Raw genomic sequence first — 17,720 nt, forward strand, 5'->3', positions numbered from 1 at the left:
GAGAATCAGGATGACGCTGTTGCAGGTCATGCCCGACAGCAACCGTGACGAGGTGTTGCTGCGCACCACCGACCTCGCGACCATCGCCGCCGAGCTGGCGCCGTTCAACATCACGCTGGAGCAGTGGGACACCGTCGAGCTGCCCGACACCGCGGGCCAGGAGGAAGTGCTCGAGGCGTACCGGGCGGACGTGGAGAAGGTGTCCAAGGAGGGCGACTACCGGCTCGTCGACGTCGTCCGGATGAAGCCGGACGCCAACGACCCGGAATGGCCCGCGAAGGCCAAGGGCGCGCGCGAGAAGTTCCTCAACGAGCACACCCACGACGAGGACGAGGTCCGGTTCTTCGTCGAGGGCAAGGGCTGCTTCTACCTGCACCTCGACGGCAAGGTGTACGCCGTGGTGTGCGAGCGCGGCGACCTGATGTCGGTGCCGGCCGGCACCACGCACTGGTTCGACATGGGCTCCGAGCCGGAGTTCTGCGCGATCCGGTTCTTCCAGGAGGAGGACGGCTGGGTCGCCGGCTTCACGGGGGACGGCATCTCGTCCCGGATGCCGACGCTGGACGAACTGGTGTGATCGTCACCGACATCGAGGGCACCACCAGCTCGATCTCGCACGTGCACGACGTGCTGTTCCCGTACTCGCGGGCGCGCATCCCGGAGTGGGTGCGCCGCCCCGAGGCGGCGGCCGTGGTGCGTGAGGTGGCGGCCGACCCGGACGAGGCGGCGGCGATCCTGATCGGCTGGATCGACCAGGACGTCAAGGCCACGCCGCTGAAGACGTTGCAGGGGCTGATCTGGGCCGAGGGCTACGCCTCCGGCGAGCTCACCGCGCACGTGTACGACGACGTGCCGCCGGTGCTTCGACGGTGGTCTTCCGACGGCGTGCCGGTGTACGTGTACTCGTCGGGCTCGGAGCTGGCCCAGCGGCTGTGGTTCCGGCACACCCAGCACGGCGACCTGCTGGGGCACTTCGCCGGGCACTTCGACACCGTGTCCGCCGGCCCGAAACGTGAAGTCGGTTCGTACCAGGCGATCGCGAAGTCGATCGGGGCGGACCCGGCGGAGTTGACGTTCCTGTCCGACGTCGCCGCCGAGCTCGACGCCGCCGAGCAGGCCGGCTGGCACACGGTCGGCGTCTCACGGCCGGCCGACGGCTCCCCGGACGTCGGCCGGCATCGCCGGATCACCAGCTTCGCCGAACTGCTCTGAACCTACATTCGGTGTGCCCGAGAGCGTGACTCGCGGGGGTTTCCGCGAGTCACGCTCTCGGGCAGGGCGAGTCGCGTTATTCGAAGGTCTCGCCGGCGGCGGCCTTCTTGCGCAGCAGCTCCGGCGGGGTGAAGCGGTCGCCGTAGCGCTGCGCCAGCTCCTCGGCGCGGGCGATGAAGCCGTCGAGGCCGCCCTCGTAGCCGTTGATGTACTGCAGCACGCCGCCCGTCCAGGCCGGGAAGCCGATGCCGAAGATGGAGCCGATGTTGGCGTCGGCGACGGCGGTGATCACGCCCTCCTCGACGCACTTCACCGTCTCGATGGCCTCGGCGAACAGCATCCGCTCCTGCATGTCCTTGAACGGGATGTCGTCGCCGTCGCGGATGATGCCCGGCTTGCCGAAGTGCTCGGCCAGGCCCGGCCACAGGCCGGCCCGCTTGCCGTCGGCGTAGTCGTAGAAGCCCTTGCCGTACGAGCGGCCGCCGCGGTCGAACTCCGTCACCATGCGGTCGATGACCTGCTCGGCCGGGTGCGCCACCCAGGTGCCGCCGGCCGCCTCGACCGCCTTGCGGGACTCGTCGCGGATCTTGCGCGGCAGCGTCAGCGTCAGCTCGTCCATCAGGGACAGCACCGGGGCCGGGTAGCCGGCCTGGGTGCTGGCCTGCTCGATGGACGGGGCCGGCAGGCCCTCGCCGAGCATGGCCACGCCCTCGTTGATGAACGTGCCGATGACGCGGCTGGTGAAGAAGCCGCGGCTGTCGTTGACCACGATCGGCGTCTTCTTCAGCTGCAGCACCACGTCGAACGCCTTGGCCAGCGCCTCGTCGCCGGTGTTGGCGCCGCGGATGATCTCCACCAGCGGCATCTTGTCCACCGGCGAGAAGAAGTGCAGGCCCACGAAGTCGGCCTGCCGCTTCACGCCCTCGGCCAGGCCGGTGATCGGCAGCGTCGAGGTGTTGGAGCACAGCAGCGCGTCCGGCTCGACGACGTTCTCGATCTCGGCGAACACCTGGTGCTTGAGCTCGGTGTTCTCGAAGACGGCCTCGATCACCAGGTCGCAGCCGGCCAGGTCGGCGACGTCCGCGGTGGGCGTGATCCGGGCCAGGATCTCGTCCCGCTTCTCCGTGGTCATCTTGCCCCGGCTGACGGCCTTGTCCAGCAGGCCGACCGAGTAGTTCTTGCCCTTCTCGGCCGCCTCGGCCGAGACGTCCTTGAGCACGACCTGCATGCCGGAGCGGGCGCACGAGTAGGCGATGCCCGCGCCCATCATGCCGGCGCCCAGCACGGCGACCTTCTTGGCCGTGTACTGCGGCACGCCCTGCGGCCGGCTGCCGCCCTTGTTGATCGTCTGCAGGTCGAAGAAGAACGCCTTGATCATGTTCTTCGAGACCTGGCCGGCCGACAGCTGCAGCATGTAGCGGGACTCGATGCGCAGCGCCGACTCGAAGTCGACCTGGCTGCCCTCGACCGCGGCGGACAGGATCGCCTTCGGCGCCGGCATCGGCGCGCCCTTGAGCTGCTTGCGCAGGTTGGCGGGGAAGGCCGGCAGGTTCGCCGCGAACTTCGGCACCGACGGCGTGCCGCCGGGGATCTTGTAGCCCTTGACGTCCCAGGGCTGCACCGCGTTCGGGTTGGCCTTGATCCACTCCTTGGCGCGGGAGATCAACTCCTGCGGCGTCTGGACGATCTCGTCCACGATGCCGGTCTCCTTGGCCGCCGCCGGGGCCAGCTGCTGCCCCTGCAGCAGCAGCTTCAGCAGCGCGTCGGCGATGCCGAGCATGCGCACCGTGCGGACCACGCCGCCCGCGCCGGGCAGCAGGCCCAGCGTCACCTCGGGGAAACCGAAGCGGGACTTGGGGTTGTCCAGCGCAATCCGGTGGTGGCAGGACAGCGCGATCTCCAGGCCGCCGCCCAGCGCCGAGCCGTTCAGCGCCGCCACGACCGGGCGGCCCAGCGTCTCCAGGCCGCGCAGCGCCGCCTTGGTGCTGGTCAGTGTGGCCATGAAGCGCTCGCCGTCGGCCGGCGTCACCCGGCGCAGGTCGTTCAGGTCGCCGCCGGCGAAGAACGTCTTCTTGGCCGAGGCCACCACCACGCCGGTGATGTCGTCACGCTCGCGGCGCAGCCGCTCCACCACCTGCGTGACGGCGTCGGTGAACTCCTGGTTCATGGTGTTCGCCGACTGGCCCGGCGCGTCCATCGTCAGCGTGACGATGCCGTCGGAGTCCTTGTCCCACGTGAAGTACTCGCTCATGACCTCGTCCCTCAGACGCGCTCGACGATCGTGGCGAGGCCCATGCCGCCGCCGATGCACAGGGTGACCATTCCGTACCGCAGCTCGCGCCGCTCCAGCTCGTCCACGATCGTGCCCAGGATCATCGCGCCGGTCGCGCCCAGCGGGTGGCCCAGCGCGATCGCGCCGCCGTTGACGTTCACCTTCTCCCACGGGATGTCCATGTCCCGCATGAAGCGCAGCACCACCGCCGCGAACGCCTCGTTCATCTCGACCAGGTCGATGTCGTCCACGGTCAGGCCGGCCTTGGCCAGCGCCTTGCGGCAGGCCGGGGCCGGGCCGGTCAGCATGATCGTCGGGTCCGCGCCGCTGACCGCCGTGGCCACGATGCGGGCCCGCGGGGTGAGGCCGAAGTCCTTGCCGATCTGCTCGCTGCCGATCGCCACCAGCGCCGCGCCGTCCACGATGCCCGAGGAGTTGCCGGCCGTGTGCACGTGGTTGATGCGCTCGACCCAGTGGTACTTCTGCAGCGCCACCGCGTCGAAGCCGCCCATCTCGCCGATCGTGGCGAACGACGGCTTCAGCTCGCCCAGGCCCTCCAGCGTCGTCTGCGGCCGCAGGAACTCGTCGCGCTCCAGCACCGTCAGGCCGTTGCGGTCGCGGACCGGCACCACCGAGCGGTCGAAGTAGCCGTTGCTCTGGGCCTTGGCCGCGCGGGCCTGCGACTCCAGCGCGTAGGCGTCCACGTCCTCGCGGGAGAAGCCCTCGATCGACGCGATCAGGTCGGCGCCGATGCCCTGCGGGACGAAGCTCGTGTCGTAGGCCGTCTCCGGGTCCATCGCCCAGGCGCCGCCGTCCGAGCCCATCGGGACCCGGGACATCGACTCCACGCCGCCGGCCAGGATCAGGTCGTCCCAGCCCGACCGGACCTTCTGCGCCGCGATGTTCACCGCCTCCAGGCCCGAGGCGCAGAACCGGTTCAGCTGCACGCCCGCCACCGTGTTGGGCAGGCCGGCCGCCAGCGCCGCCGTCTTGGCGATGTCGGCGCCCTGGTCGCCGACCGGGGTCACGCAGCCCAGCACCACGTCGTCGATGCGGGCCGGGTCGAGGTTCGGGTTGCGGGTGCGCAGCTCGTCGATCAGGCCGACGAGCAGTGAGACGGGCTTGACCTCATGGAGCGACCCGGTCTGCTTGCCCTTCCCCCGCGGGGTCCGGACCGCGTCGAACACGAAAGCTTCGGTGCTCATGGCTGTGGCGCCTCCTGGCTCGGGCATCACCTCGACGGTAGCGGTGCCCCAAGTAACAATCAATCCGGCCTGCATGTATCACATACCGCTTGGAATGTGAGTTGGGTCTCCCTCGGTGGCTACCGTGATCGGATGCGCACCCCTGCGGAGATCGTCGACTTCGAGATCGGGTTCGCCTGCCGCCAGGCGACGGACGTCGTCGACGTGCCAGGCGGAGTGGCGGTCCGGCATCGGGAGTTTCCGTTTTCCTACAACAACAACCGGCTGCTGATCCGGGAGGTGGTCGACCCGGCGACCTTGCTGGCGGCGGCCGACGACGTGATGCGGGACCTGGACTACCGGGTGATCGTGTTCCTTGACGACGAGCCGGCGCAGGCGTTCGGCCGGGTCGCGGTGGAGGCGGGGTACAAGGAGCAGCCGCTGGTGGTGATGCGGTTCGAGGGGGAGATCCCGCCGGCGCCGTCGGTTCCGGTGGTGTCCCTCGAACTGCCGGTGATGATCGAGGCGCTGCGGAAGAAGTGGCGGGCCGACGAGCCGTGGCTGCCGGCGGAGGAAGTCGAGCAGCTGGCCACGCGGGTTCGGGATCGGCGCAAGGGCGCGGACGAGGTGCATTTCCTCGGTGTGGTGCGAGACAACGAGCCGGTGTCGTGGGCGGATCTCTATCGGCAGCAAGGGATCGCGCAGATCGAGTACGTGATGACGCTGCCGGCCCACCAGGGGCGCGGCTACTCCACGGCGGTCATGCACGAGGCGCTGCGTCGGGTGCACGACTGCGACACGGTGTTCCTGTTCGCCGACGCCGTGGACTGGCCCCAGAACTGGTACGGCCGACTGGGTTTCACCCCAGTCGGCCGCTTCCACGAATACGTCAGGACTACTTAGCCCACGGAACCTGCGGCGAGGCGTAGAAGTTCACGCCCTGCACCTTCCAGCGCGGCCCCTGCGCGGCCAGCCGCGTCTTGAACGTGGTCCAGTTGTGGGTCGACGCCTGCGACCAGCCCAGCTCGGCCAGCTCGGCCAGGCGCGGGAACGCCATGTACTGGATGTCGGCCAGCTTGACGATCGTCTCCGTCCACAACGGACCCTCGACGCCGTTCACCTGGGACGCCTTGACGCCGGTCAGGTAGTTGCCCGGGTCCCAGTTGTAGGCGTCCTTGGCCTCGATCAGGCCGGCCCAGTCCTGGCCGAGCGGGGTCTGCTCGGTGTACTTCATGTCCAGGTAGGCCAGGTTCGCCGGGGACAGCACGAAATGCGTGCCCTTCTTGGCCGCCGCCTGCACGCTGGCGTTGGTCGGGGTGGTGTCCCAGTACTGCCCGATCGTCGACGGCAGCAGGTCGGCCTTGCTGATGTCGTGCCAGCCGATGGCGGTCTTGCCGTGGTTGGCGACGATCTGCTGCACCTTGGCGATGAACGGCTTGTAGTCGGCGTCGCTGGTGGACTGCGCCTCGTCGCCGCCGATGTGGATGTACGGGCCGGGGGTCAGCGCGGCGATCTCGCCGATCACGTCGTCCAGGAACTTGTAGGTGATGTCCTTGGACGTGCACAGCGAGCTGAAGCCGACGTCGGTGCCGGTGTAGAGCGGCGGGGCGACGCCGTTGCAGTTCAGCTCCGCGTACGAGGCCAGGGCGGCGTTGGTGTGCCCCGGCATGTCGATCTCCGGGATGATCGTGATGTACCGGCTCGCCGCGTACGCCACGATGTCCTTGTACTGCGCCTGCGTGTAGTAGCCGCCGGCGCCGCCGCCGACCTGGGTGCTGCCGCCGTAGGTGGCCAGCTTCGGCCAGCTGTTGATCTGCAGCCGCCAGCCCTGGTCGTCGCTCAGGTGCAGGTGCAGCGTGTTGACCTTGTAGCGGGCGATCTCGTCGATGTAGGTCTTGACCGTGTCCACGCCGAAGAAGTGGCGGGCCACGTCCAGCATCGCGCCGCGGTAGCCGAAGCGCGGGTGGTCGGTGATCTTGCCGCCCTGGATCTGCCAGGGGCCCGGCTGCTTGGTGCTGGCGTCGATGCTCGCCGGCAGCAGCTGGCGCAGCGTCTGCACGCCCTCGAACAGGCCCGCCGGCTTGTTCGCCGTCAGCACCACCGAGGTGGCGTTGACCGTCAGCTGGTAGCCCTCGTCGCCGAGCGTGGCGTTCGGGGCGATCTGCAGCTGGATCGGGTCCACCGCGCGCGCCCACAGCGCCTGGTCCACCGGCAGCGCGAAGCCCGTCGCCGGGCGCAGCACGCTCGCCAGGTAGTTGCCGACCGACGCCGCCTGGCCGCTCGCCGCGATCCTGGCGCCGCTGCCCAGCGTGAACGTCGAGTTGGCCTGCGTCGCCCACGCCGGGGCCGGCACCACGCTGGCGTACGGCACCGCCTTCGGCTTCACCGGCGCCGCCTGCGCGGCTGCCGCCGTCCCGAGCATCGTGATGGCGGCGGCCGCGACGACCAGCCGCCGGGGGATCGTTGACATGTCTGGGTTGTCCTCCCGAGCGGGGACCGGGACACGGCGGCGGAAGCCCATTGGATACAGGGCCCGAGCGGGCTGTCAAGGTATAGACCACTCAGGGAGCAGCGCTGAACAGCAACGATCCCGTTCTCTTGCCCCCGATGTCGCTGACGACAAGCCCGCCGCGCCAGCGGCCGGTCTCGTCCAGGTAGCGGAACTGCAATTCCCGCAGCGCCTCGCCGTGGTCCTCGCGCACCCGGTGGTATCGCCCGGAGGAGTGAACAGAAACGCATTTCGTTCCGTAAGCGGCGGCCGCCATCGGGAACACGAGGGTGGAGGCGAGCAGATCCGCTATCTGGATGCCGACGTGGTTCCGGCTGTCGGAGAACAGCGGCACCTCCAGCACGTGTGGATACGGGTCGCCGGCGACGCGGTACTTCTGCGTGAATATCGAGTGCGCGACCCGGGAGTTCGCCTCGGGAGTCCGGCCGTCGGCGATGAGAACCCCCGTCGAGCTCCGCTCGATGAGGTACTGGCAGAAATGCTTGGCGATGTCCTGGGCGGCGTAGCAGTAGGTGGCGTCCGGCTTGAGTCCCTTGCCCGCACGCTTGACCCAGATGCGCCCGACCACCTTGCCGTCGTAGCGGTTCACCAGGTCGATCAGCGCGCGTTGGATCAGCGATGCCTGGCGACGCCTGTTGCGCGAGTCGCTGCGGACCATCTGCAGGACTTCGTTGCCCTTGAGTTCGTGCAGCACCTCGTCCAGCGTCAGGCCGGTGTTGAACCGGCGTGGGAAGTACCGACGCTTGAGTGCCAGGAAATCACGGGTGAGGCCGGGAACGGCGCCGGCCTCGACGATAAGGCCCAAAATCACCATCACCGGAGTCGAGTTGATTCCCCGATCGGGTGATTCTGTGCCGCCGGACTCGTCGAGATAGCAGAAATGCACAGGGGCAACATAGCGTATGAATGCGCTAAGGCCGCCCCGAGGGGCGGCCTTAGGATGTGATGTTCGGTCGTTCTGACCTATGCACCGGTACTGCCGTTTCTGTCACCAAGCATAGCCACTACGCCATCCGGGCGCAAACCCCGATCGGGTCAGGCGCGGACCCGCGGGCCGGAGAGGCCACTGAGGATGAAGTGGTCACGGTAGCCGGGGCGGTCCCCCCGACGAGACCGCCCCGGCGCCGCGGACTACACCTCGGCGGATCGAACCCCGCCGGCCTGGAACTGGGCGAACCTGGCCTGCTGGCGGTCGGCGTACCACTTGTTCCACACGGCCAGCAGCACGAACGCGGCGATGATCATCACCGTCGACACCGTGACCATGACCTCGACGGGCAGCAGGAACACCAGCGGAATCCGCAGCAACGCCTCGAAGACCAACCCGAAGCCCCACACGGCCGACATCACCACGAAGCTGCGGCGGAACGCCGGCACGGTCGCCCACAGCCGCGTGAACTCGGCCTCCTTGGCCGGCTGCATGCGCAGCGCCGCGAAGTAGACGAGCGGCTTGCCGAGCAGGCAGCTGACCAGGAAGGCGACGCCGGCGACGAAGGTGCCGGCGGACTCCTTCACGAGCATGAACCGCACGTCGCCGGTGACGAACGACAGCACCAGGCCCACGGTGAAAACGCCGACCATGACGGCCGAGAACAGCTCGAACTTCCGGTCCTTCGCCGCGACGAACAGCGTCCGCAGCAGGGCGATGACCGAGCCGGCGAGCAGCGCCACGAAGTCGCCCGCCCCCAGCCAGTGGGCGACGAAATAGGTCAGCGCGGGCACACCGACGTCCACCAGCAGCGACTTGAGAATCGTCAGCACACCGGGCGGCTTCGGGGACTCCGTCATCGCGCCAGTTCTCCGTCCGGGATCCAGGACCCGTGGAAGCCGGCCGGCACCCGACGGGGCAGCAGCACCGACGCGACCGGCTTGGCCGCCAGGTCGGTGGCGTCGTGCACGAGCAGTTGCGAGGCGACGGTCGGGTCGGAGTTGGTGACGATCGACAGCAGCCAGCCCTCATCCTCCCCGCTGGAGTCCGCGGCCGGAACGAAAACGGCCTCGCCGGCGTGCCAGTTCTCGCCGAGCTCGTGCCGGGCCACCTGCCCGCGGTCGGTGTCGTACTTGATGATGGCGGCGCTGTCGACCGCGTACAGGTAGCGGTTGGGCAGGCCGACACGGCGGTCGTCGACGGTCGGGAACTCGGCGTTGCCGTCGTCCAACTCCTGCTCGGTGACCTTGCCGGTGGCCGGGTCGAGGATCCAGCGGTGCAGCTTGCTGACGGCGAGCGCGGCGGCCTGCTCGGCCCGTGGGGCCCCGCCGCTCCGGCTCCAGCTCTGGAACCAGGCGTCCCGGCTGTATCGGATGGCGTCCAGGACGACCCGGCCCTGCTCGTCCTCGCGGGCGTTGCCGACGTGGAAGACGTAGCACGGTTCGACGTCGAACCACCGCACCGTCGGGTCGTCCTTGCCCATCAGGCCGATACGGGACGTGTACTTGTCGCTCCACTGGTACGGCATGCCGCGGCCGACCAGCTCCATGTCGAACACGACCGGCAGGTCCAGCCACACCACGTGGTTCCTGGTGATCGCGAAGTCGTGCATCATCGTCGGCCCGGCCACCTGCACCGGGAAGCTGGCGACCAGCTCGCCGGCGGCCGACAGCCGGTGGTAGGTCAGGAAGGGCGGCCGCATCCCGTAGTCGAACAGGTGCAGCTCCCCGGTCTCGGGGTCCTCCTTGGGGTGCGCGGTCATGCCGGTGGTGAGCCGGCCGTTGAAGTCGCACGGGCCGAGCGTGTCCAGCTCGCGGCTGATCTCGTACGGGTAGCTGGTCTCCATCAGCGCGAAGACCTTGCCGCCGTGCTTTACGACGGACGTGTTCGCCGCCCCGGCCGCCAGGTCGACGGTGCCGTCCGGGCGGTGGAAGGGCACGCCGTCCATGGCCTTCGTGCGCACCCAGCGGTTCCGGTACCACTCGGCTCGGCCCTGGTTGAGGCGGACGCCGTGCAGCATGCCGTGGCCGGTGAACCAGTGGCCGCTGTCCTCGCCGGGCACCGGGTTCGGGCCGTTGCGGAAGTAGCGGCCGGTCAGCTCGGTCGGCAGCGCGCCCTCGACCTGCAGGTCGACGGCCTCGATCTCGTCGGCGACCGGGGCGAGGTGCCCGGCCAGGTAGCTCGGAGTCGATTCGGTCATGTCCCAATAGTGACACGTAGCTAATGACATGTCAACAGTGACATGACGGGCCAGTCATGTGGGCACGGGGCGTCAACACGACGTTCGAATCCCGTCACGTCGTCAGGTTCGCTGACACCGTCGTCCCGGCCGGCTGGCAGAGTGGGAACGGTTCGTTGCCGAAGCGGAGGACGCCATGCCCGAGGCGAGCGCGTACGCGCGGGGAGTGCCGTGCTGGATCGACCTGTCCTGCACGGACATCAATGCCAGCAAGGAGTTCTACACGGCACTGTTCGGCTGGGAGTACTTCGTCGGGCCGCCGGAGACCGGTCACTACACGCAGGCGCTGCTGGGCGGTAAGTCCGTCGCCGGGCTGATGCAGCAGGCGCCGGACCAGGCCGACGCGCCCGTCGCGTGGACCACGTACCTCAAGGCCGACGACGCCGACACCACCCACAAGGCGATCGTCGAGCACGGTGGGCAGGCGATGACCGAGGTCATCGACGTGATGGGCGAGGGCAAGATGATCATCGCCGCCGATCCGACCGGCGGTGTTTTCGGCGTGTGGGAACCCGGCCGGCACATCGGCGCCCGGGTGGTCAACGAGCCGGGCAGTTGGATCTGGAACGAGCTGTCGACGCCCAACGCCCCGCGGGCGCGGGACTTCTACTCGGCGGTGTTCGGGCTGGAGATCGGCGATCCCATGCCGGACTTCGACTACACGACGATCAAGGCCGAGGGGCGGGACGTCGGCGGCATCTTCACCGTGCCGGACGCCCAGCCGGAGTGGCGGGTGTACTTCGCCGTCGCCGACACGGATGCGACGACCGCCATCGCCGACAGCAACGGGGCGACGGTCGTCAGCCAGCCCAAGGACACACCGTTCGGCCGCATGGCGGTCATCCAGGACCCGCAGGGCGCGGTCTTCGCCCTGATGTCGGCACCCCAGAGCTGAGCCCTACTCGCATCCACCCTCCGTGACAAGCCTTCGGTGTTCGGAAAGGACCATTCCTTAACTCCGAGTTGAGGAATGGTCCTTTCCGAGCGTCCGGTGCGTGTCGGCCGGGCCGCCCGGCGAGGGCCGGTGTCAGGCCGCGGCCGGCGCCGGGGCGGTCGGCTTGTCGTCGCTGTCGTGGCCGCCGCCGCCCAGCAGGCCGCTGAGCAGGCCGGACAGCGAGTCGAGCAGGCCGCTGACCAGGCCGGAGACCGAGTCGAGGATGCCGCTGCGGGGTTGCGGGGTGGCGAGGGTGTCCGCCAGTTGGATGCGCTGTTGCTCGGCGCGGCCGAGATACAGGGCGACGGCGGGGTTCATGGCCTCGCGGTCGACGTCCTTGCGGACCTGGGCGAGCGCGGGGGCCAGGTCGGTGACGGCGGCGCGGACGGCATCGACGTCCTTGGCCTGCCAGGCGGCGGCGATGCGGTCGCGGCCCTGCTGAACCTGCTGGGCCAGCGTCGGGGTGCTGGCCTGCGCGACGCCGGACACGCCGAGCACGGCGGCGACCAGCGTTGCGGCGATGAGCCCGACAACGGTCTTGGGCATCGTTGACCTCTGAGTGGGTGTCGGAACGGGACGGGCCAATGGTTGACCCGTGAAGCACTTTCCGCCCGTCTAGATCACCCGATCGGGGAACTCCGCCTGGAACAGGGCCAACAAAGGCGTTGCCTTGACGGCGGTTTCCTCGTACTCACCGTCCGGATCGGACAGTGCGACGACCGCGCCGCCGACGCCGTAGTCGACCCGACCGGGGGTGATGACGGCGGTGCGGATCACCACGCTGAGGTCGACGGCGCCGCTGAGCGAGAAGTAGCCGACGGCCCCGGAGTACACGCCCCGGGCGGCGCCTTCGAGCCGGTCGATGATCCGCATGGTGCGGATCTTCGGCGCACCGGTCATGGAGCCGGGCGGGAACGCGGCCCGCACGCAGTCGACGGGCGAGGCATCGGGCCGCAGTCGTGCGGTGATCGTCGACACGAGTTGGTGTACCGTCGCGTAACTCTCCACGTCGAACAGCGCCGGCACCCGAACGCTGCCGACCTCGGCGACGCGGGCCAGGTCGTTGCGCACGAGGTCGACGATCATCAGGCTTTCGGACCGGTCCTTCTCGCTGGTCCGGAGTTCTTCCCGCAACGCGGCGTCCCGCCCGGGGTCGTCGCCGCGCGGCCGGGTTCCCTTGATGGGCTTGGATTCCACGACGCCGTCACGGTCGATGCGCAGGAACCGTTCCGGTGATGTGCTGAGCACGTGCATGTCGCCGAACTTGAGCAGAGCGCCGAACGGGGCTGGGCTCACCCGCCGCAGGAACCGGTATGCCCGCCAGGGATCCACGTCGGAGTCGACCGTGATCCGGTTGGTCAGGTTGACCTCGTACGTCTCGCCCTCGACGATCGCCTGCTGGCAGGCCGTCACGGCGTCGAGGTACAGCTCCCGACCGTGCCGCAACGAGATCGCTTCCGGGCCGAGTGCCTCCGCCGGTCTCAGGTCCACATCGGACACCTGGGCCAGCAACGAAAGCTTCGCCGGATCAAGCGCCAGCACGTAGGTGGTGTTCTCCGCGTGGTCGAACACCACGGCGTGGTCGGCGAACATCATGGCGGCGTCCGGATACGGCGACTCGTGGGCGGCGTCGCCGCCGCACTCGGCCTTCAGTTCGTAGCCGAGATAGCCGACCCACCCCAGGGCGAAGTCGAACGGGACGTCCGGGATCGCCTTGACGCCGGCGAGTTCGGCGGCGAGCCAGTCGAAGAAGGACCCGTTCACGTCGGCCGAGGTCACGCACCGGGAGGCGGAACCCATGATGGAGAAGCGGCCGATTCCGTTGCTGTCCAACCAGAACGCGTGCTTGGCGGCGCGGAACAGCTGGTCGAACACGGCTTCCGGCTCGGCGGTAGTCGGCATTCGGCGCACATGGACGGCAATCGGCTCATCGGCGGGGGAGAGATTGCTGGCGGGGGTGCGATCGCGGGCGGGAGTGGGATCGCTGCTTGGGGCGAGATGGCCGGCGGGATGGGCGTCGTGGCTGGTCTTTATCGCCGGCCGCGACCGCACCGGCGTGAGGTCGGCGAAGTTGCGGAGCAGTCGATGGCCGTGTTCGGTGCGGATCGACTCGGGGTGGAACTGCACGCCCCACAAAGGTTTCGTCCGGTGCTGGAGTCCCATCAGCACCCCATCGGGCGTCCATGCCGTCGCTTCCAGCGAATCCGGCAGGTCCGTCACGGCGAGCGAGTGGTACCGCACGGCCCGGAACGGCGACGGCAGACCGGCGAACAAGCCGGTCCCGTTGTGCTCGACGGGCGAGGTCCGGCCGTGCCGGGGCTCGTCGGCGCGGGCGACCTTGGCGCCGTGCAGGTGGGCGACGGCCTGATGACCGAGGCAGACGCCGAGCAGCGGCAGGTCGCAGCGGGCGATGAGCTCCCGGCACAACCCGAGGTCCGCCTCGTGCTCGGGGGTGCCGGGGCCGGGGGAGATCACCACGTTGTCGAACTCGGCCAGCAGTCCCACGGTCAGCGCCGGGTCGTCGTTGCGCAGCACGGTCGGCGCGCACCCGGTGACCTCGGCCAGGTAGTGGGCGAGGTTGTGGGTGAACGAGTCGTAGTTGTCGACGAGCAGCGTGCGCACGCGGCGACGGTAACCGACCGGACCGGTCACGGGTACTCATCGTGCGCCACCGAACGGCGGCAACCCCACTGCGGAACGGCCGTTCACCACTTCGAGCGACGATCCGAAAACGCTGTGTCGACAAGGCGAGGATCGGAAGACTGAGGCACATTCACTAATTCGGGGTTGGAGTATACAAGTCGACGGTCTCGGGGAACCGCGGCGAGGTCGGCGAGCGGGCGGTTCGGGAAAGTCGGGGCGGGTCGGCGACCAGGCGGCTCGGGAAAGTCGGGGCGGGTCGGCGAGCAAGTGGAGGTGTCGTGCTACGCAAACCGGCCGCCGCGATCGGCGGTTTCTACGCCACCTCGCTCGACTCGGTCCGGTTCGCGTTCCGCCGTCCCTTCCAGACGCGCGAATTCCTCCAGCAGTCCTGGTTCATCGCCGGGGTGTGCCTGGCGCCGACCCTGCTGATGTCGATCCCGTTCTGCGTCATCACCGTCTTCCAGCTCAACCAGCTGCTGATCGAACTCGGCGGCGCCGACCTGTCCGGCGCGGGCGCCGGCCTCGGCGTGGTCCGGGAGATCGCGCCGCTGGTCAGCGCCCTGGTGGTGGCCGGATCCGGGGCCACGGCGATCTGCGCCGACCTCGGCTCGCGCCGGATCCGCGAGGAGATCGACGCGGTCCGGGCGCTGGGCCTGCACCCGGTGCAGTGCCTGGTCGTGCCGCGGGTGCTGGCCGCGACCGTCGTCGCGCTGTGCCTGAACGGCCTGGTCACGCTGGTCGGGCTGCTGGCCGGCTACGTGTTCTCGGTCTACGTCCAGCACGCCAGCCCCGGCCTGTTCACGGCCAACCTCACGCTGCTCACCGGCCCGAAGGACTTCGCCGTCAGCGAATTCAAGAGCGCGGTGTTCGGGCTGCTCGCCGGCCTCGTCGCGTGCCATCTCGGATTGACGGCGAAGGGCGGCCCGAAAGGTGTCGGCGACGCGGTCAACCAGACGGTGGTGGGCAGTTTTCTCCTGTTGTTCCTGGCCAACAGCCTGATCACCGTGTTGTTCCTGAGGAGCTGACGATGCTGGGATCGATCGGCCGCCAACTGGAATTCCACGGCCGCGTCTACGCGAAACTGCCGAACGCGGTGCGCAAGTACCGGCGGGAAGTGTTCCGGCTGCTCGCGGAAACGAGCATGGGCACCGGCGGGCTCGCGGTGATCGGCGGCACCGCGGCCGTTGTGGCGTTCATGACAGCGGCGGTCGGTGTCGAGGTCGGCCTGCAGGGTTACGCGGCGCTGTCCGACATCGGCGCGGGCGCGCTGGCGGGATTTCTCTCCTCGTACGCCAACACGCGTGAGGCCGCGCCGCTGATCGCGGGCATCGCCCTGACCGCCACGGTCGGGGCCGGCTTCACCGCGCAGCTCGGCGCGATGCGGGTGAGCGAGGAGATCGACGCCCTCGAGGTGATGGCCATCCCGTCGCTGCCGTTCCTGGTGAGCACCCGGATCATCGCCGGCCTGCTGGCGATCGTGCCGCTGTTCGCACTGGCGGTGCTGACCTCGTTCACCGCCACCAAGTTCGTCGTCACCGTCGGCTTCGGTCAGCCCGCCGGCACCTACCAGCACTACTTCGACGTCTTCCTCAATCCGACGGACCTGTTCTGGGCGTTCGCGAAGGCGCTGCTGATGTCGGTCGTCGTCATGTCCGTGCACTGCTATCACGGCTTCACCGCGCGTGGCGGCCCGGCCGGCGTCGGCATCGCGGTCGGCCAGGCCGTGCGGACCTCGCTGGTGGCGGTGCTGCTGGTGGACATGGCGGTCGACTTCAGCGTGTTCGGCAACGCCTCGACAGTGCATATCGCCGGATGAGCCGGCACACCGCCCTGGGGGCCGCGTTCGTCGTCGCCGTGCTGGCGGCGTCGGCGCTGGTCGCCGCCCAGTTCCAGGGCGCGCTGGACCGGGTCGTGCCGGTCACCGTGCTCGCCGGCCGCGCCGGCCTGCTGATGGACCGCGGTGCGGAGGTGAAGATCCTCGGCGTCACCGTCGGCACGGTCCGCAGCGTCACGCCCACCACCGACGGCGCCGAGCTCGGCGTCGGCCTCTATCCGGCGACGGCCGATAAAGTGCCGGCGGACGTCACGGCGAACGTGGTGCCGCTGACCATCTTCGGCGCCAAGTACATCGAGCTCATAAGGCCGCACGAGCCGTCGCCGCCGATCAAGGCCGGCGCCGTGATCGGCGGTAACCGCGTCGCCGTCGAGATCAACGAGACGTTCGAGCACGTGCTGGGCCAGCTGAACGCGATCGAGCCGAGCCGGTTCAACCTGGCGTTGACCGCGGTCGCCGATGCCCTGCGCGGGAACGGGGACGAGCTCGGCGAGCTGGCCGAGAACCTCGACGGTTACCTCGGCAAGATCAACCCCAGTCTGCCGGCATTGCGGGCTGACCTGGCCAAAGCCCCGGCAGTGCTCGACACGTACGCGGCGGTCGTGCCGGACGCGATCCGCGTCGGCGACAACCTCGGCGCCACCAGCGACACCCTGGTGTCCGCGCAGCTGACGACGTTCCTGTTGTCCCTGACCAAGTTCGGTCACCAGAGTGCCGACTTCCTCGGTGGCGTCGGCCAGCCGCTCACCGACGCGTTGCACATCAGCCGACCCACCGCGGGCCTGCTCGCGAACTATGCCGCCATGTTCCCCTGCCTGTTCCAGGGACTCGACCTCAACCGGCAGCTGCTGAGCCGCAACCGGGACAGTGGCCTGCACATCGACGTCACGGTCGGTCCCGGCGCGAAGCCGTACCGCTACCCGCAGGACCTGCCGGAGATCCGGCCGGGCACCGGGCCCAGCTGTCACGGAATGGCGGCGCACCGGTGAAGTTCCTCGTCTTCTTACTCGTCAGCGTCGCCGCCGCGGCGCTGGTCGGCGTCACGCTGTCCGGCCGCGGGCCGGACGGGCCGGCCGACGACTACCACGCGACCTTCGCCGACGCGTCCAACCTCGTTGCCGGCGACGAGGTCCGGGTGGCCGGTATCCGGGTCGGCACCGTCGAGGAACTGTCCATAACGGACGGAAACCAGGTGCGGGTCACGTTCTCCGCGCAGCGGACCGTCGACCTGACCACCGGCACGCACGCGGCCGTGAAGTACAAGAACCTGGTCGGCGGCCGGTATCTGGAGCTGACCGCCGGCGACGGCCCGAAACTGCCGCCGGACGGCACGATCCCGGTGAGCCGGACCGCGCCGGCGCTCGACCTCGACGCGTTGTTCAACGGCTTCAAGCCACTGCTCGCGGCCCTGTCGCCGGACCAGGTCAACGCCGTGTCCGGCGAGCTGGTGACCGTGTTGCAGGGCGAGGGCGGCACCATCGACGAGCTGCTGGCCGCGCTGGCGTCGGTGACGTCCACGCTGGCCGACCGGGACAAGGTGATCGGCGACGTGATCACCAACCTCGATGCCGTGCTGGGCAAGGTGAACACCGGCGAGCTGGGTCGGCTGATCACGCAGTTGCAGCAGCTGGTCAGCGGCCTCTACGCGGATCGGGACCAGATCGGCGACGCCGTCACGCACATCGACGCCCTGACCGGCAAGACGGCCCAGCTCCTCGGCGTGGTGCGGCCGCCGCTGCGCGACGACATCGACAACCTCGGCCGGCTGGCCAACACCTTGAACGCCGACAAGGACAGCCTCACCGCCGCGCTGGCGGCGCTCCCGGACGCCTACCAGCGGCTGTCCCGCGGCGCCGCCTGGGGCGGCTACTTCAACGTCTACCTGTGTGGTCTCGGCATCAAGCTCGCGGACCCGATCGCACTGCGCAGCGGCGTCGCCCGCTGCCTGCCGACGAAGTGAGGGCG

General features: G+C 69.3%; 16 protein-coding genes. 8 read left to right on the forward strand and 8 right to left on the reverse strand.

Going from position 1 to position 17,720, the window contains the following annotated elements:
- Positions 1-10: 10 nt before the first annotated feature.
- Together BJ998_RS24415 and mtnC are read left to right on the forward strand one after the other, a co-directional pair.
- Entirely contained in the window at positions 11-577 is a 567-nt protein-coding gene (locus BJ998_RS24415; protein WP_184865178.1) for a 1,2-dihydroxy-3-keto-5-methylthiopentene dioxygenase, read from the forward strand.
- Positions 574-1,212 (forward strand): acireductone synthase, encoded by a 639-nt coding sequence (gene mtnC, locus BJ998_RS24420; RefSeq protein ID WP_184865181.1) that lies wholly within the window; start codon positions 574-576, stop codon positions 1,210-1,212. The genes BJ998_RS24415 and mtnC overlap by 4 nt, the downstream gene beginning before the upstream one ends.
- 76 nt (positions 1,213-1,288) lie before the next feature.
- Here the strand turns inward: mtnC and BJ998_RS24425 are convergent, their stop codons facing one another.
- Both BJ998_RS24425 and BJ998_RS24430 read right to left on the reverse strand, forming a co-directional pair.
- A complete protein-coding gene (locus BJ998_RS24425; protein WP_184865183.1) occupies positions 1,289-3,463 on the reverse strand; it encodes a 3-hydroxyacyl-CoA dehydrogenase NAD-binding domain-containing protein in 2,175 nt (724 codons plus the stop codon).
- Positions 3,464-3,474: 11 nt separating this feature from the next.
- Positions 3,475-4,689, reverse strand: coding sequence for an acetyl-CoA C-acetyltransferase (locus tag BJ998_RS24430; RefSeq protein WP_184865185.1), 1,215 nt, complete (start codon positions 4,687-4,689; stop codon positions 3,475-3,477).
- Between the two features lie 132 nt (positions 4,690-4,821).
- Between BJ998_RS24430 and BJ998_RS24435 the strand changes: the two genes are divergently transcribed.
- Positions 4,822-5,571 carry a GNAT family N-acetyltransferase gene (locus BJ998_RS24435; RefSeq protein ID WP_184865188.1) on the forward strand — a complete coding sequence of 250 codons (750 nt, stop codon included), beginning with the start codon at positions 4,822-4,824 and terminating at the stop codon, positions 5,569-5,571.
- On the opposite strand, the gene BJ998_RS24440 is transcribed toward BJ998_RS24435, so the two are convergent.
- The 4 genes from BJ998_RS24440 to BJ998_RS24455 all read right to left on the reverse strand — a co-directional run bounded on the left by BJ998_RS24440 (position 5,564) and on the right by BJ998_RS24455 (position 10,305).
- Entirely contained in the window at positions 5,564-7,138 is a 1,575-nt protein-coding gene (locus BJ998_RS24440; RefSeq protein ID WP_184865190.1) for a beta-N-acetylhexosaminidase, read from the reverse strand. The two genes, BJ998_RS24435 and BJ998_RS24440, sit on opposite strands and share 8 nt — an antisense overlap.
- 91 nt (positions 7,139-7,229) lie before the next feature.
- On the reverse strand, positions 7,230-8,063 hold the full coding sequence (locus BJ998_RS24445) for a DUF3800 domain-containing protein (RefSeq protein WP_184865192.1): 834 nt from the start codon (positions 8,061-8,063) through the stop codon (positions 7,230-7,232).
- A gap of 245 nt (positions 8,064-8,308) precedes the next feature.
- The gene (locus tag BJ998_RS24450) at positions 8,309-8,965 is read right to left on the reverse strand and encodes a VC0807 family protein (protein WP_184865194.1); all 657 of its coding nucleotides are present in this window, start codon (positions 8,963-8,965) and stop codon (positions 8,309-8,311) included.
- Positions 8,962-10,305, reverse strand: a complete 1,344-nt coding sequence (locus BJ998_RS24455; protein ID WP_184865196.1) for a carotenoid oxygenase family protein — start codon at positions 10,303-10,305, stop codon at positions 8,962-8,964. Before BJ998_RS24455 ends, BJ998_RS24450 begins: the two co-directional genes overlap by 4 nt.
- 175 nt (positions 10,306-10,480) lie before the next feature.
- Here BJ998_RS24455 and BJ998_RS24460 point away from each other — a divergent pair, with 175 nt between their 5' ends.
- Positions 10,481-11,239, forward strand: coding sequence for a VOC family protein (locus BJ998_RS24460; protein WP_184865198.1), 759 nt, complete (start codon positions 10,481-10,483; stop codon positions 11,237-11,239).
- A 132-nt stretch (positions 11,240-11,371) separates the two neighbouring features.
- On the opposite strand, the gene BJ998_RS24465 is transcribed toward BJ998_RS24460, so the two are convergent.
- Together BJ998_RS24465 and pabB are read right to left on the reverse strand one after the other, a co-directional pair.
- Complete coding sequence (locus BJ998_RS24465; protein ID WP_184865200.1) at positions 11,372-11,824, reverse strand: hypothetical protein; 453 nt, start codon at positions 11,822-11,824, stop codon at positions 11,372-11,374.
- Between the two features lie 69 nt (positions 11,825-11,893).
- A complete protein-coding gene (pabB, locus tag BJ998_RS24470) occupies positions 11,894-13,900 on the reverse strand; it encodes an aminodeoxychorismate synthase component I (RefSeq protein ID WP_184865202.1) in 2,007 nt (668 codons plus the stop codon).
- A gap of 299 nt (positions 13,901-14,199) precedes the next feature.
- Here pabB and BJ998_RS24475 point away from each other — a divergent pair, with 299 nt between their 5' ends.
- From BJ998_RS24475 to BJ998_RS24490, 4 genes are read left to right on the forward strand one after another with little or no spacing between them, the layout of a single operon-like run.
- A complete protein-coding gene (locus BJ998_RS24475; RefSeq protein ID WP_184865205.1) occupies positions 14,200-14,946 on the forward strand; it encodes an MlaE family ABC transporter permease in 747 nt (248 codons plus the stop codon).
- A gap of 2 nt (positions 14,947-14,948) precedes the next feature.
- Positions 14,949-15,737 carry an ABC transporter permease gene (locus tag BJ998_RS24480; RefSeq protein ID WP_184865207.1) on the forward strand — a complete coding sequence of 263 codons (789 nt, stop codon included), beginning with the start codon at positions 14,949-14,951 and terminating at the stop codon, positions 15,735-15,737.
- A complete protein-coding gene (locus BJ998_RS24485; protein ID WP_184865209.1) occupies positions 15,734-16,744 on the forward strand; it encodes an MCE family protein in 1,011 nt (336 codons plus the stop codon). Before BJ998_RS24480 ends, BJ998_RS24485 begins: the two co-directional genes overlap by 4 nt.
- A complete protein-coding gene (locus BJ998_RS24490) occupies positions 16,741-17,715 on the forward strand; it encodes an MCE family protein (RefSeq protein ID WP_184865211.1) in 975 nt (324 codons plus the stop codon). Before BJ998_RS24485 ends, BJ998_RS24490 begins: the two co-directional genes overlap by 4 nt.
- Positions 17,716-17,720 lie beyond the last annotated feature (5 nt).

Source organism: Kutzneria kofuensis (assembly GCF_014203355.1).
Lineage (GTDB): Bacteria > Actinomycetota > Actinomycetes > Mycobacteriales > Pseudonocardiaceae > Kutzneria > Kutzneria kofuensis.

Bases quoted from the DNA above. Each gene is read 5' to 3' on its own strand.
- BJ998_RS24460 (WP_184865198.1), top strand. From the start codon at position 10,481: ATGCCCGAGGCGAGCGCGTACGCGCGGGGAGTGCCGTGCTGGATCGAC.
- BJ998_RS24465 (WP_184865200.1), bottom strand. From the start codon at position 11,824: ATGCCCAAGACCGTTGTCGGGCTCATCGCCGCAACGCTGGTCGCCGCC.
- BJ998_RS24425 (WP_184865183.1), bottom strand. From the start codon at position 3,463: ATGAGCGAGTACTTCACGTGGGACAAGGACTCCGACGGCATCGTCACG.
- BJ998_RS24485 (WP_184865209.1), top strand. From the start codon at position 15,734: ATGAGCCGGCACACCGCCCTGGGGGCCGCGTTCGTCGTCGCCGTGCTG.
- BJ998_RS24415 (WP_184865178.1), top strand. From the start codon at position 11: ATGACGCTGTTGCAGGTCATGCCCGACAGCAACCGTGACGAGGTGTTG.
- BJ998_RS24440 (WP_184865190.1), bottom strand. From the start codon at position 7,138: ATGTCAACGATCCCCCGGCGGCTGGTCGTCGCGGCCGCCGCCATCACG.
- BJ998_RS24480 (WP_184865207.1), top strand. From the start codon at position 14,949: ATGCTGGGATCGATCGGCCGCCAACTGGAATTCCACGGCCGCGTCTAC.
- BJ998_RS24450 (WP_184865194.1), bottom strand. From the start codon at position 8,965: ATGACGGAGTCCCCGAAGCCGCCCGGTGTGCTGACGATTCTCAAGTCG.
- BJ998_RS24430 (WP_184865185.1), bottom strand. From the start codon at position 4,689: ATGAGCACCGAAGCTTTCGTGTTCGACGCGGTCCGGACCCCGCGGGGG.
- BJ998_RS24455 (WP_184865196.1), bottom strand. From the start codon at position 10,305: ATGACCGAATCGACTCCGAGCTACCTGGCCGGGCACCTCGCCCCGGTC.
- BJ998_RS24435 (WP_184865188.1), top strand. From the start codon at position 4,822: ATGCGCACCCCTGCGGAGATCGTCGACTTCGAGATCGGGTTCGCCTGC.